15 protein-coding genes are annotated in these 13,231 nt (G+C 54.4%); 14 read left to right on the forward strand and 1 reads right to left on the reverse strand.

Translation table 11 applies throughout. The features are described 5' to 3' along the window. The first annotated feature begins 22 nt into the window (after window positions 1-22). Genes HPY81_02780 through HPY81_02805 form a run of 6 tightly spaced genes read left to right on the forward strand, consistent with a single transcriptional unit; the run spans window position 23 to window position 4,081 of the window. Complete coding sequence (locus HPY81_02780; protein ID NPV26385.1) at window positions 23-1,057, forward strand: CoB--CoM heterodisulfide reductase iron-sulfur subunit A family protein; 1,035 nt, start codon at window positions 23-25, stop codon at window positions 1,055-1,057. Window positions 1,058-1,086: 29 nt separating this feature from the next. Next, a complete protein-coding gene (locus tag HPY81_02785; GenBank protein NPV26386.1) occupies window positions 1,087-1,647 on the forward strand; it encodes a heterodisulfide reductase subunit C in 561 nt (186 codons plus the stop codon). After that, entirely contained in the window at window positions 1,640-2,506 is an 867-nt protein-coding gene (locus tag HPY81_02790; protein ID NPV26387.1) for a CoB--CoM heterodisulfide reductase iron-sulfur subunit B family protein, read from the forward strand. Before HPY81_02785 ends, HPY81_02790 begins: the two co-directional genes overlap by 8 nt. Window positions 2,507-2,535: 29 nt before the next feature. Next, window positions 2,536-2,844, forward strand: coding sequence for a hypothetical protein (locus HPY81_02795; GenBank protein ID NPV26388.1), 309 nt, complete (start codon window positions 2,536-2,538; stop codon window positions 2,842-2,844). A 6-nt stretch (window positions 2,845-2,850) separates the two neighbouring features. Next, the gene (locus tag HPY81_02800; protein NPV26389.1) at window positions 2,851-3,351 is read left to right on the forward strand and encodes a hypothetical protein; all 501 of its coding nucleotides are present in this window, start codon (window positions 2,851-2,853) and stop codon (window positions 3,349-3,351) included. A 1-nt stretch (window position 3,352) separates the two neighbouring features. Further along, complete coding sequence (locus HPY81_02805) at window positions 3,353-4,081, forward strand: CoA-transferase (GenBank protein NPV26390.1); 729 nt, start codon at window positions 3,353-3,355, stop codon at window positions 4,079-4,081. A gap of 94 nt (window positions 4,082-4,175) precedes the next feature. On the opposite strand, the gene HPY81_02810 is transcribed toward HPY81_02805, so the two are convergent. Further along, window positions 4,176-4,394: a hypothetical protein gene (locus HPY81_02810; GenBank protein ID NPV26391.1), complete on the reverse strand. Its 219-nt coding sequence runs from the start codon at window positions 4,392-4,394 to the stop codon at window positions 4,176-4,178. Window positions 4,395-4,652: 258 nt separating this feature from the next. Here HPY81_02810 and HPY81_02815 point away from each other — a divergent pair, with 258 nt between their 5' ends. From HPY81_02815 to HPY81_02850, 8 genes are all read left to right on the forward strand, one after another. Next, the gene (locus HPY81_02815) at window positions 4,653-4,958 is read left to right on the forward strand and encodes a polyhydroxyalkanoate synthesis regulator (GenBank protein NPV26392.1); all 306 of its coding nucleotides are present in this window, start codon (window positions 4,653-4,655) and stop codon (window positions 4,956-4,958) included. Between the two features lie 78 nt (window positions 4,959-5,036). After that, window positions 5,037-6,695 (forward strand): AarF/ABC1/UbiB kinase family protein, encoded by a 1,659-nt coding sequence (locus HPY81_02820; protein NPV26393.1) that lies wholly within the window; start codon window positions 5,037-5,039, stop codon window positions 6,693-6,695. Window positions 6,696-6,734: 39 nt separating this feature from the next. Beyond that, window positions 6,735-7,853: a D-alanyl-D-alanine carboxypeptidase gene (locus tag HPY81_02825; GenBank protein ID NPV26394.1), complete on the forward strand. Its 1,119-nt coding sequence runs from the start codon at window positions 6,735-6,737 to the stop codon at window positions 7,851-7,853. Between the two features lie 179 nt (window positions 7,854-8,032). Further along, window positions 8,033-9,679 carry a hydrogenase iron-sulfur subunit gene (locus HPY81_02830; protein ID NPV26395.1) on the forward strand — a complete coding sequence of 549 codons (1,647 nt, stop codon included), beginning with the start codon at window positions 8,033-8,035 and terminating at the stop codon, window positions 9,677-9,679. Further along, window positions 9,676-10,356, forward strand: a complete 681-nt coding sequence (locus HPY81_02835; protein ID NPV26396.1) for a hypothetical protein — start codon at window positions 9,676-9,678, stop codon at window positions 10,354-10,356. The genes HPY81_02830 and HPY81_02835 overlap by 4 nt, the downstream gene beginning before the upstream one ends. Next, complete coding sequence (locus HPY81_02840) at window positions 10,340-11,260, forward strand: methylenetetrahydrofolate reductase (protein NPV26397.1); 921 nt, start codon at window positions 10,340-10,342, stop codon at window positions 11,258-11,260. The genes HPY81_02835 and HPY81_02840 overlap by 17 nt, the downstream gene beginning before the upstream one ends. 12 nt (window positions 11,261-11,272) lie before the next feature. Continuing rightward, window positions 11,273-12,325, forward strand: a complete 1,053-nt coding sequence (locus HPY81_02845) for a CoB--CoM heterodisulfide reductase iron-sulfur subunit A family protein (protein NPV26398.1) — start codon at window positions 11,273-11,275, stop codon at window positions 12,323-12,325. Window positions 12,326-12,395: 70 nt separating this feature from the next. Then, window positions 12,396-13,151: a hypothetical protein gene (locus HPY81_02850; protein ID NPV26399.1), complete on the forward strand. Its 756-nt coding sequence runs from the start codon at window positions 12,396-12,398 to the stop codon at window positions 13,149-13,151. The last annotated feature ends 80 nt before the right edge of the window (window positions 13,152-13,231 follow it).

Genomic DNA, 13,231 nt, shown 5'->3' on the forward strand with positions numbered 1-13,231 from the left:
GGCGCGGGAAAGGAGTATAGTGATGACCTCGTACAAAGTTTTAGTCGTCGGTGGCGGGGTTGCCGGCATGCAAACATCCTTGGAACTTGCGGCGGCTGGTCAGGCGGTAACTCTGGTGGAAAGAAGTCCTCACTTGGGTGGACATGTTGCTGGATATACACGTCTGTTCCCCAGTCTGGCTGATGGGCGAGCCCTGGTCAAGGACCGGATTGAAAGAATTACCAAAAACCCTTTGATCAGTCCCCTGGTGGCGACAGAGGTCAGTGGTTTTGAGATAACTTCATTTGGGTTTAAGGCGTTTTTGGGATCAGAGGGATCATCTTGGACCGAGGTTTTTCAAGCCGTTGTACTGGCGACCGGTTATACCAGCTTTGATGCCAGGAAATACGGGGAATATGGTTATGGCCGCTACCCAGGAGTAATCACCAGCGTTGAATTTGAAACCCAGTTTGCGGAGATCTGCCGCCAACCGATTAAAACAGCGGTGTTTGTCAAGTGTGTTGGTTCCCGTGACCGTAGTAAAGGTATGCCTTACTGTTCCAAGGTTTGCTGTATGTATACCGCGAAGCAGGCAATGGAATTGAAATCGGCTCTCCCGACTGCCCAGGTATATGTTTTCTATATGGATATCCGCTCCAATTTCAACCACGGAGAGGAGTTCGTCCGTGGGGTAATGGAAAAGCAGCGCGTGCGCTACATCAGGGGCCGTGTCGCCAAAGTCTTTCCCAGCCAGGAACGCCTGGTGGTCCGAGCAGAAGATACCTTAATGGGCGTCCCATTAGAGATGGAAGCTGACCTGGTGGTCCTGGCGACCGCCATCTTACCTGACCCCGCGACGGCGACCCTGGCCGGCCAGCTGGGGGTCAGTTTGGATGAATACGGGTTTATTGCCTCTCCTTCTCTGGAAGCAGTCAGTAATCCGATGAGTATCGCGCCGGGAGTCTTCTACGCGGGAGCGTGCGGCTTTCCAGCAGATGTCCGCGACTCCATGGCTCAGGGGAGTGCGGCTGCTGCCGGTGTACTGGCTTATCTACGGTCCATTTCAGGGCGTGAATAGCCTGGGATGGGGAAAGGAAGGATCAATCGGTGACTTTGGTGATTGACACAACTCCATCACAACTGCAAACCGAACTGGAACGGAACTGCGGCGTTAATCTAGATGGTTGCCTGCAGTGTGGATGCTGTACCGCTGGTTGCAGCAGCATCGAATTTATGGACTATGGTCCGCGACAGGTGATCCAGTTAGTTAAACTCGGCTACCGGGAAGTGATATTGGGCAGTTCGGCCATCTGGATGTGTGTCGCTTGCCACATCTGCGAGGATCGCTGTCCCGCCGGGATCAGCATTCCCACCCTGATGGACGGGCTGCGGGAAATAGCATTTAACGAAGCGTCACTCTCGACAACAAAACCGGCCCAATTCCATCGACTGTTTCTGGAACAGGTGCGGCGGTTTGGCCGTCAGCATGAGGGTTTGCTGGCGTTGCGCTACAGCTGGCGGACCAGCAACCCGCTGCCTAATCCCAGGTTAATCTGGCGTTTGCTTACCAAAGGGCGGGTAGACCTTAAACCCCTACGCTTACCCGGACGCTCTTACCGGCGAATGGTGGAGAAATTGAAGGATGAGGGGGGAGCCCGGCATGATTGATCGGCAAGCGGTGGCCTATTACCCGGGGTGCTCACTGCATGGATTAGCCCGTCCCTATGACCGTTCAACGAAACTGGTCTGTGCTAAACTAGAGCTTGATCTGCGAGAAGTTCCCGATTGGAACTGCTGTGGAGCAACTTCCGGCCACAGCATTAATCGGGAATTAACCCTGGCCCTGGGCGCCAGAAATCTTTCCCAGGTTATGACGACGGGAGCGAAGATAGTTACGTCCCCCTGTGCTGCCTGTTACTCTAGTTTGGTCCGGGTGGCTGATGAACTCAGGGATCCGGCCACCAGAGCGAAGGCGGAAGAGCTGATTGAGGCCGCGGTGGGTGAAGTCAAGGTGATGCACCTGCTGGAGTTGTTGACCCGGCCCGAGGTGGTTGTCCGGCTGGAGCAAAAGGTTTCTCACCGCTTACAAAATCTGCGGGTTGTCTGCTATTACGGATGCCTGATCGTTCGTCCCTACCGAATCACGGGGTTCGATGACCCGGAAAACCCGCAGGTCCTGGACCGGCTGTTGCGTAATCTGGGTGCTGAGGTTCTGGATTGGTCCCACAAGACCGAGTGCTGTGGAGCTAGCTTCTCGGTGTGTGGACCAGAAATGGCCGACCAGCGCACAGACGAGATACTGCGGCAGGCCAGGCAGGTTGGGGCGGAGGCGATTGTCGTCGCCTGTCCGCTATGTCAGTCTAACCTGGAGTTCAGGCAAGCCAGCCTTGGTGGAGACTGGAACATGCCAGTGATCTTTTTTACTCAGTTGATCGGACTGGCATTGGGGATGTCAGTAAAAGAGGTTGGTTTACACCAGTTATTGGGTGATGCTTTTCCCTGGCGGGAAAAGATTAAACCGGTATAACAACTTAACCACAAAAAGGAGGGGACATAATGAATAGTAAACTGATGTCAATGCGTGACGCGGTGCAACTGGTCCAGGACGGTCAGATGATCGCGGTCGGCGGCAATGCCTTGCACCGGACACCGGCGGCCTTTTGTCAGGAACTGGCTAAACTGAAGCGGACTGGTTTGGTAGGCGTTGGCGCTGCGCCGGGGTATGCCATGGATGTTTTGTGTGCCTCGGAAAGTCTCTCAACCGTCTATTTTGGATTCTTTGGGTTTGAAAATGAGTATGGTCTCGCACCCGGGATGCGGAAAGGCATCCAGGAGGGTAAGATCAAAGCGATGGAAGGTTCCTGAACGGCGATTATCAATGCCCTCCGTGCGGGGGCATACGGTATCCCCTTTATAGGTGTGGGGGGAATGTGGGGCAGTGACTTAATTGCCCAGCGACCCGATTTCTTTCAGATCATGAAGAGCCCCTTCTCTGATGAAGAAGTGGTAGTTGTCCGCGCCTTGCAGCCCGATTGGGCGATTATCCACGTCCAAGAAGCTGATGAATACGGCAATGCCCGTATCCTGGGCTCTGATTTTCAGGATGTGCTGTTTACCCGGGCGGCGAAAAAGACAATCATTACCACTGAAAAGTTGGTTGATACCGACTCTTTCCGTCAAGAACCTAAACTGACCTCAGTGCCACACTTCCTGGTCGCGGCGGTTGTCCTGGCACCCGGCGGAGCCAAGCCAGGCATCTGCTACCCGATGTACAACACGGTTGACGCTGATGGGATGAAGGCCTATAGTCAGGCGGTCAAAGACGGTAAGGTAGACGAATATCTGACCAAAGTAACGGAAGGGAGGGCTTAAGATGAATTACGGCCCAGCTGAAATGATGGTTGTTGCCCTGGCGCGTGAAATCAAGGATGGAGACATTGTTTTCCACGGTCTGGCGTCACCTGTGCCGATGACGGCAATGAAACTGGCCAAGGCCTTGGGGACCAATTTCACCTATGTCAACATCACGGGCGGGGTTGATCCCGATTGGCAAAAACCGGCTTTCATCGGCTCGACCTTATCTTCCAACCTTTTTGATGGATCGCCGGCGATGTATGGTTTGGACGAGATTTTTGACCTGGCCTGTACCGACCGGGTAGATATTTCCTTCCTCAGCCTGGTGCAGATCAGCCCGCAGGGCGAGATTAACATGTCGTACGTTGGCGGTGACTACGACCATCCCAAGGTAAGACTGCCTGGGGGAGCCGGGAGCGCGACTTTAACGCCGGTAACCAAGCGGACGACCATCTGGAAAACCAAACACGACAAGAATTCTTTTGTTGAGAAGGTAGCTTTCTGTACAGCCAAAGCGGATCCCCAAAAACAGTTCAAGGTGATTACCAACCTGTGTACGATGGTAATGAGAAATGGCCGTCTGGAGCTGGAAAGCATTCACCCCTACTCCAGCCTGGAGGAAGTGAAGGCCAACACCGGTTGGGAAATAACCCAAACCGAGGTGCCGTTTACCCCAGCGCCTACTGAAGAAGAACTGGCGGCGCTGGAAAAAGTGGATCCCAACCGCATCCGTTACATCGAGTTTTAGCCTTCTTTGACCAGAAATCTCTCTCTTGTGACCTACCTCTTTCCTTCTCTTTCTCTATAACCGCGGAAATATCCGCGGTATTTTTTTCTCAACATTATTCAAAGTCTTTTACATGCATGCTGACCAGACGGCGAGTGTTTTCCTCTATATCGAGCAGGATGTCGCTGATCTCCGTGGCGGCCAGTAAGAACAGGCTGATGGCGATACATACCACGGCTGTTAGAAAACCGGTCCCGGCACCGGCGGTGAACCCCCCGATCACCCCAGCGGACCCGATAAGCAAGGCAAAAACCTTGTTTACGGTTTGCATCACGTAAAAAAAGCGATATTTTTTTCCCGCATATGGATAATAATCCTCCTCCTTTGTTTTGCAATAGGTTAGCCAATAAAATTATGTTATAACCTATAAATTACCAGAATCATGTCGGCTTGTGTAGCCGATATTGCTCAATTTTCAAATAAAAAAGCTGCCGATGTAAGAAAAAGATGCCCATTAGATCCAAAAGTGTGGTTATTAAGGAAGGGTTTGGATATAATAGTAGCAGAATAGTAAAGAGGAGGTAGATAAAAGATGATTGATCTGCTCCGCAAAACGCTTTATATGGGGCTGGGTGCACTCTACATGACCAAGGAAAAAGCCGAACAGTTGGTGGAAGACCTGGTCAAAAAAGGAGAGGTCAGTACCGATGAGGCCAAAACCCTGATCAGCGAACTGATTCAAAAAGGTGAGCAACAGAAAGAAGAACTGGCTCAATTCATTCGTGGTGAAATGGAAAAACGTCGTTTCGATTTAGGGTTGGTAACCAAGAAAGACCTGGAGAGATTAGAACAAAGGATCAAAGAACTGGAAGAACGACTTAATCCGCCGGTTACATGATAAGTTGAGTGATAATAGACCCCTTGACTGGCAGGGAAGATTGGAGGTAGAGAAAAGAGGGGAGGGGAGAACGTGGTCCTGGGTAGGCGATATCGTCATCTGGCTCGCTATCGGGAGGTCGCGAATATTCTGGCCAAGCATGGGTTTGGCTATCTGATCGGCCAGTTGGGTTTGCGCGAACTGCTGCCACGGTGGTCTGAACGGGTGCAAACTAAACAGCGGGCCAGGCTGACTGCGCCCCAACGGGTGTTCTATGCCCTGGAAGAGCTTGGACCAACGTTTGTTAAACTGGGTCAAATCCTGAGCACCCGTCCTGACCTTATTCCCCGTGAATATATTGTTGAGCTCGAAAGGCTGCAGGATGACGTGCCACCTTTTCCTTTTGAACAGGTGCAGGAGGTAATTCGTCAAGACCAGGGCAAGGAGATCACGGAGCTTTATCGCGAATTCCAACCGACACCGCTGGCCTCGGCCTCGATTGGTCAGGTCCACCGCGCCGTGCTGATCAGCGGGGAAGAGGTGGTGGTTAAGGTCCAGCGTCCTATGATCCAACAGGTGATCGAAACCGACCTGGAGATTATGTTTGACCTGGCACGGCTTCTAGAGGCCAGGACATCCTGGGGCAAATTTTACCGGCTGGTCGATATTGTCGAGGAGTTTGCCACCTCGCTCCTGGCTGAGCTGGATTACACAGTTGAGGGGCGCAACGCCGACCGCTTTAAAAAAATGTTCACCGATGACCCGACCGTCTATATTCCCCAGGTCTACTGGGAATACTCGACGAAGCGGGTGCTGATCTTAGAATACGTAGAGGCGATCAAGGTTTCTGCTGTTGAACGTCTGATCAGGGCCGGCTACAGCCGGGAAAAAGTGGCGCAAAACGCGGTCAACGCCCTGTTGAAACAGATTTATGTCTACGGCTTTTTTCATGCCGATCCTCACCCGGGAAACCTGGGCGTCCTTCCTGGGGAACGGATCGTGTTCATGGATTTTGGTCAGGTGGGGCGGATTGACGCCGCCACGCGGGAAAAGGCGGTGGATATGATTCTGGCTATGGTCAGGTACGATGTTGGTGGTGTCATGCGGAGTCTCCTGGATATTGGGATTGCGCAACACACCGTTAATAAACAGGTCTTGAGGCGGGATCTCACCCGGCTGCAGGAGAAGTACTACGGGTTACCCTTGAGCCAGATCTCAGTGGGCGAGGCCTTACAGGAACTGGTTGACCTTTCCTTTAAACATCAGATTCGCATACCTGCTGAATTCACCATGGTGATTAAATCATTAATTACTATGGAGGGCTTGGTCAAACAGCTCGATCCCAAAATCAGCATGCTGGATGTGGCGGAACCGTTTGCCCGCAAACTGGTCCGCGGCCGGTTAACGGCCCAGCGCCTCCAGCGCCGGGCGCTGGAAGCCCTGGGCGAACTGTATGGAATTATGACCCGCGTGCCGCAGCAGGTGGAGAACATCCTGGGACAGGTTGAAGAAGGGGAACTGCGGCTGCAACTGGAGCATCGCAATCTGAACCGGGTCATGCAGCGCCTCAACATCATTGCCAACCGGATTGCTTTAAGCATCATGATCGCCGGCCTCATTGTTGGCTCCTCATTGATCGCCCAGCGGGCGGACGCGGGGTCGTTATGGAGCCTGCAGATTGCCGAGGGAGGATTTGTGGTGGCCATGGCCATGGGCCTGTGGTTGATCGTGGCGATCTTTCGGACGGGCCGGTTTTAGGATTAAATTAACCTTTCAACCTAGGAGTAGTATAAATAAATGCGGTATATTCTCATCAGTATTGTCTTGCTCTTCTTTAGCCTGGCAAATATAAATCTCGTTCAAGCCGAGCCATCCCAGCTCTCCGCGCGTGCCGCCGTGTTGATGGACGCCCACAGCGGTGAGATTCTGTTCGGTAAGGAACCGCACAAGCGGCGGGCCCCGGCGAGTACGACGAAGATTATGACGGCCCTGCTGGCCCTGGAGAGCGGAGATTTGGAGCGGGTGGTGCGCATTTCTAAACATTCCGCCTGGATGGAAATCGGCTCAGACATTGGCTTGCGCCCGGGCGATGAACTTACCCTGAACGAGCTATTAAAAGCGGCGATGATCGTTTCGGCCAATGACGCGGCGGTAGCCATTGCGGAAGCGGTCGGCGGTAGCGAGCAGAGTTTCGCGCAACTGATGAATCAGAAGGCCGTCGCGCTTGGGGCGTACGACACCAACTTTGTCAATGCCAACGGGTATTCGAAGGCCAACCACTACTCTACGGCCTATGATCTGGCCTTAATCACCCGGGCGGCACTGGCCAATCCCGAATTCCTGGCTCTGGTCGGTACGCGGGAAGCCGTCATCCATTGGCGGAACCGGCCAGTGGAGTTACCGGTTCGCAACACCAACCGGCTGCTCTGGCTTTACCCGGGGTCAATTGGCGTTAAGACGGGTACCACCGTAGCGGCTGGTGAATGCCTGGTGGCGGCAGCGGAGCGGGACGGCTGGCGGTTGATTGCGGTGGTGCTGGGCAGCCGCCAGCGATACGAAGATACTATTCGCTTGCTGGATTATGGTTTTCAGAATTTTTCCCATCTGCAGATTCTCCCCCATCAGGAGTACGACACGGTTCCCGTGGAGAATGGACGGGAAGCCTCTGTACCGCTGCTGACTACCGGTGGAATCGAGTTTACCTGTCCGCGGTCAGAAATGGCTAACCTGGAGACGAAGATTATCCCCAGCCGCTCTTTCCAGGCGCCGATTAATTTGGGTGAAAGGCTGGCCGAGCTGGTGGTCATGTATCATGGCCAGGTGGTTGGCCGCACCGATCTGGTCGCGGGACGAGCGGTAGAACGGCGGTCATGGCTGGACCGGCTATTAGATTGGGTCAGGCCGAGACAAGGATAAAAAGCAAATTACTACCTAATTAGACGACAATTATCATTCGGTATTAAGCGAAACAGGCTGCTGTCAACGAGGACAGCAGTTTTTGCTTTGTTTTATCAGAGGATTTTAGCTTAACCAGCAGGGGAAGCGAAATTTATGAAGAAAATTACATATTTATGATTTAATTTGGAGGGGTAACAATGCCGAACAGCCCTGGTGCAACTGTTGTTCCTGTTTTGCCGCGCGTGCTGGTCGTCGGCGACGGGGAAGCAGCCCGACAAACTGCGGAATTGATCGCCCGGCGTCAGCCGGTTACTCTAATTATCCCGCAGGAAAGATTGTCTGGCCCAGCGGGCCTGGTCAGTCACAACAATATATCTGTTTGCAACGGGGCGCGGATCCTGAGCGTGCATGGTCAGTGGGGTAACTTTGCGGTTACCGTAAAAACAGAAGGTTCCGAACAGCAGGTCACTGCGGGAGCGATTGTACTGGCTATGGACCCAGTGCCAGGGCGACTGAACCGGGATTGTTTGCTGCCAGCGGGGGAGCGGGTTTGGCCCTTGAGCCGGTTCAGTCCTCAGGCCATACCCAACTATGTCTGCTCTGTCTCGTTTCTGGTTGGCGCCGGTGAAAACGACTGGGCATTGACGTTTATACCCGCTTTGCGGGCGGCGGTCGAGCTAGTCGAACGAGGAATAGACGTGAACTTCTTTTTTCGCGAATACCGGGTGAGCGCCCCTGGATTGGAAGAATTGTGTCATCGGGCCAGACAGGCGGGGGTTAACATGTATCGGTATCAGGAACCACCGTCTGGTCGTGTTTTACCAGAGGGAGTGGCTCTGGTCTACCGGGATCCATTTTTGACGGAAGAATTTCCAGTTCTTCAGGTGGTGAGCGATTTACTGGTGGTGGCAGAAGAATACGCATTGCCCCAGGAAGCAATGGCGCTGGCTGAATTGTTGGGGTTGGCCCGGGGGGCAAGTGATCGTCTACAGCCTACCAATGTCCACTACTGGCCGGTCAAATCCAGTCGGCCGGGTGTTTATCTGGTTGGGAGTTGCCGGGACCTGGCTTTAGCGGGGGAGGCCTGGCTGGATGCGGCGGTGGTGGCGAGTGAAGTCTCCAGGCTGGCCGGAGGACGGATGGAGGTGGAAGCAGGCTACGCGGTAGTCGAGCCGGCCCGCTGTGCTCTCTGTTTGACCTGCTACCGGGTTTGTCCCTACCGGGCGGTAGAGATTAAGGGTCAGCCGCAAAACCGGACCTATGGCGCAGCGGCCTGGATTCATCCTTTGGCCTGTCAGCGCTGTGGATTGTGTGCCGCTGAGTGTCCGTCAGCCGCCATCACCCTTGGCTTATCAAATGCGGAAAAATGGGCGGAATCGCAAGAAATTAGATTCGGATCGTCCGAACCAGGGGAAGCTAGCGCGGTTTGTCTGCAGGTTTTCGCCTGCGCCAACTCCAGCTGGTTATTAACCCGCGATGTTGGCCGGTCGCTGGAAAGTAAGCTAGCGCATCTGGCTGGCCAGGATCAGATTATTGTACAGCGCGTTCCCTGTGCTGGTCAGGTCGGCGAGCCAGAAGTCTTAAGCGCTTTGTTACACGGCGCGGACGGTGTCCTGGTCCTGCCCTGCTATGACCAGAACTGCCGTCACCGGCGAGGGAATCGCCGCTGGCACCAGCGAGGAGACAACGTAAGCTGGTTCCTGTCTGATGTGGGGCTGGAACCTGAACGGTTGCACTGGCGGCCGCTCAGTGCGAGTAGCCACCAACTGGTGGTAACCGTAAATGAAATGCTGGAGCGGCTCAGAGCACTGGGGCCCTGGCATAAAGGGAGGTCTGCGGGATGATCGTGGCGGAACGGAAACCTATTCAAGAAATCAAAAAGATGCTCATTCCTTTTCAGCGGATTCTGGTCTGCGGTTGTCAGGGTTGTGTCACGGTTTGTGCCGCGGGTGGGGCCAAGGAGGTCGCCGTGACGGCTGCTGCTCTGCGGTTAGCGGCTGAGGTGGAGGGGAATTCATTGCTGATCAGGGAGGCGACTGTTGAGCGGCAGTGTGAATTCGAGTTTGTTGATCAACTGCAAAAGGAGATCACGGACATTCAGGCGGTCCTCTCACTGGCTTGCGGAGCCGGGGTGCAGACTATTGCGGAACGCTTTCCGCACTTGCCAGTCTACCCGGGTGTGAACACTAGATTCATCGGTTTACCAGTTCAGCACGGAGTGTGGGCCGAACGGTGTCAGGCTTGCGGCGAGTGCCTGCTTGACCGGACGGGCGGCATCTGCCCGGTCGCTCGCTGCGCAAAAAATCTGCTGAATGGCCCGTGCGGCGGGTCCCAGAACGGTAAGTGCGAGATCGGCCAGGACCTCGACTGTGCCTGGCAGTTGATTTACGATCGTCTGGCCGGTCTGGGCCAGCTTGACCGCCTGCGGGAAATCATGCTGCCCAAAGACTGGTCAAAGAGTCGAGACGGTGGGCCACGCCGGCTGGTGAGGAGGGATTTGCTCCTTGAAGACGAGCAGTAGACTGGAAAGAATACTGAACAGCGGGGAGTTTGTGGTCACAGCCGAGGTTGGGCCGCCCAAGAGCTGTGATGGGGATGTGATTCGACGGCACGGCGAAAACTTGCGTGGCTACGTTGATGCCTTTAATGTTACCGACAATCAGACGGCGATCGTGCGGATGTCCAGCCTGGCCGCGGCCGCTATTCTCGTCCAAATGGGGCTCGAGCCAGTCATGCAGATGACTTGCCGGGACCGCAACCGGATCGGCCTGCAGTCCGACCTGCTGGGGGCAGCGGCCCTAGGGATCAAGAACGTCCTCTGTCTGACGGGGGATCACCAGAGCTTTGGCAACCACCCCACGGCGAAGAATGTCTTTGACCTGGATTCAATCCAGCTGATCCGGATGGTCAAGTTGATGCGGGATGAGGGGCGGTTTCTATGCGGTGAGGAGATGAAGGTCCGGCCGCAAGTTTTTATCGGCTGTGTGGCCAATCCTTTCGCGGACCCGTTTGAGTTTCGCGTGACCCGGCTGGAAAAGAAGGTAGAGGCGGGCGCTGATTTCGTGCAGACTCAGGCGGTTTTAGATCTGGAGCGGTTCAGTCGATTTATGGATCTGGTCTGTGCGCATGGCCTGCACGAACGGGTGAAGATTCTGGCGGGCTTGATGCCGATCAAGTCAGCGCGGATGGCTCGCTATATGCAGAAAAATGTCGCGGGCATGATGGTGGATGAGGACATCTGCCTGCGCCTGGAGAGAGCAGAGGACGTTAAGGAGGAAGCGGTTCGGATCGTGGTCGAACAGATTGAACAAGTAAGGCGCATTAAAGGAGTGGCGGGTGTCCACCTGATGGCGGTGGCCTGGGAGGAGATTATTCCGGTGATTGTTGAACGGGCTGGGCTTCTTCCCCGCCCTACCGCAGAGTAGGAGGTGAGGCCGGTGGCTGAATGGGGTAAAGTGGCCGTCATCGGCGGAGGAGTGGCTGGTCTGACTTTGGCGGTGGAACTCGCCCGCTGGGGAATAGAGGTCTGGTTGATTGAACGCCAGGCTGTCCCGGGCGGCTGGGCGGCACGTTTCTTCTGTAAGGCGACTGACCAGTGCCAGCAATGTCTGGCTTGCCGGGTGCATCAGCTGATCGATGAAGCGACGAAAAGCCCCGCGATCCGCTGGCTGCTGGGGACGGAGGTCAGTCAGGTGCAGCGCCAGGGGAGAGACTTTGCCCTGACGGTTAAGCAGGCTGGGAAAACAGAGCGGCTTTTTGTCCAAGCCGCAGTTTTGGCCGTCGGATTCCGTGTCTTCTCCGCGGAACACCGGGGAGAATTTGGCTATCGACTTTATCCCCGGGTGTTGACGGGGGCCGACCTGGAGCAGGCTCTGACTCAAGGGGCCGGGTTCCCTATTCAGGGGGATAAACTCAAGCGCATCGGCTTTATTCAGTGTGTCGGCAGCCGGGACACAGCCCTTGGCCGTGGGTACTGCTCACAGGTTTGTTGCCAGACCAGTATTCGTCAAGCCCGGGTATTACGCTCCCAATACCCGGATGCGGAAATTAACATCTTCTATCTTGATCTGCAGGCGGGGAGCGGTAATGCCGTCCAAGTTAGACAAAGCTGTCAAGAAGCTCGGCTAAATCTGGTGCGGGGGATACCATCCCGGGTATACAACCGGGCCGACGGACGGCTTGGCCTTCGGCTTGACCCCAGTTTGGCCGATCGGGTGGCAGCTGAACCTTACGACCTGGTCGTGCTGGCCTGCGGCATGGTTCCAACGGACGGTCTGGAGGAACTGGCCCGGTGGTTTGGCTGGCCGCTAAACAGTTATGGGTTTCTTGATAATCGACCTGGTTGCGGTTTTCAAGGGCCGGTGCCCGGCGTTTTTGCGGTTGGTGCCTGCCGGGGTCCGCTTAACATCAGCCAGAGCATAGCTGAAGGGCAGGCCGCTGCTCTGGAAATTCTGGTATGGCTTGAATCTGCTGTAAAAACAATGGTATGATTTGGCATATTTCCCACCCGGAGCGGAATAGAATAAAATTGATAGACTAAATTTGGGGTGGGGGATTGCGATGGATAGAGATACCAGAAAACAAATTGAGCGAGCTCTGCTTGAACAAATTGATCAGTTGATTGAGTGCGGTATTGAAGTAAGCGAGCTAGAGACAGACAAGCGCGAACTGGCAATTAAACGGGGCCAGGAACTGGTCTGCCGGATCCTGAGTTTATTAACGCAGATCTTTTTTGGTCCCAGTGATTATTACGAGACTATTTTAAAGCAATTAGTTGGTCAGAGGCTACCGAGTACCCAGGTGTTGGACAGCTTTGGCGATTTCTCTAACCTCTTAAATGAGATGATTGTCGCCGGGATTGCCCATTATACGGGCGGGCAGCAACTGGATTATGGAGAAGAATGGACGGACCAGTCCCAGGTAGTTCGAATGAACCCAGTGAACGAAGAGGTCAAGGCAGAACAAATATACAATTCTGAAAAGACGCCAACTGAGGAGACCCTCTCACCGCTGGGCCGTTCGCTCAGGATCCTTTTTCCCCACAGTCAGATCTTAACCAATAAGCCTTTTCAAGGTACAGTATTTGAATATTTTCTGCCCGACCAGCGGCTAGCGGTTGAGCTTAATCTTCCAGTGAGGCGTGAGTCTGACCGCCGAAAATTACTTGTTTGTGCCCAATCTGGCATTGGGCTAGTAAGAATTAATCCCGAAGACGCCGGCCACCATAAACAGGTGCAGCGGGAGATCCGGCGGCAGACGCGGGTGACTAGGCCGAGTAAAATTTCAGTAGGCACCAGAAGGGGATCAGCCCCCTGAAAAAGAAATGAGACCTCGCCCAAAAAAACACCCAAAGTCAAACTAAAGGAGTGTGAGGTCTCATGTTAAATATTCGCCAA

Source organism: Bacillota bacterium (assembly GCA_013178045.1).
In the GTDB taxonomy this organism is placed as follows: Bacteria; Bacillota; Ch66; order Ch66; family Ch66; genus Ch66.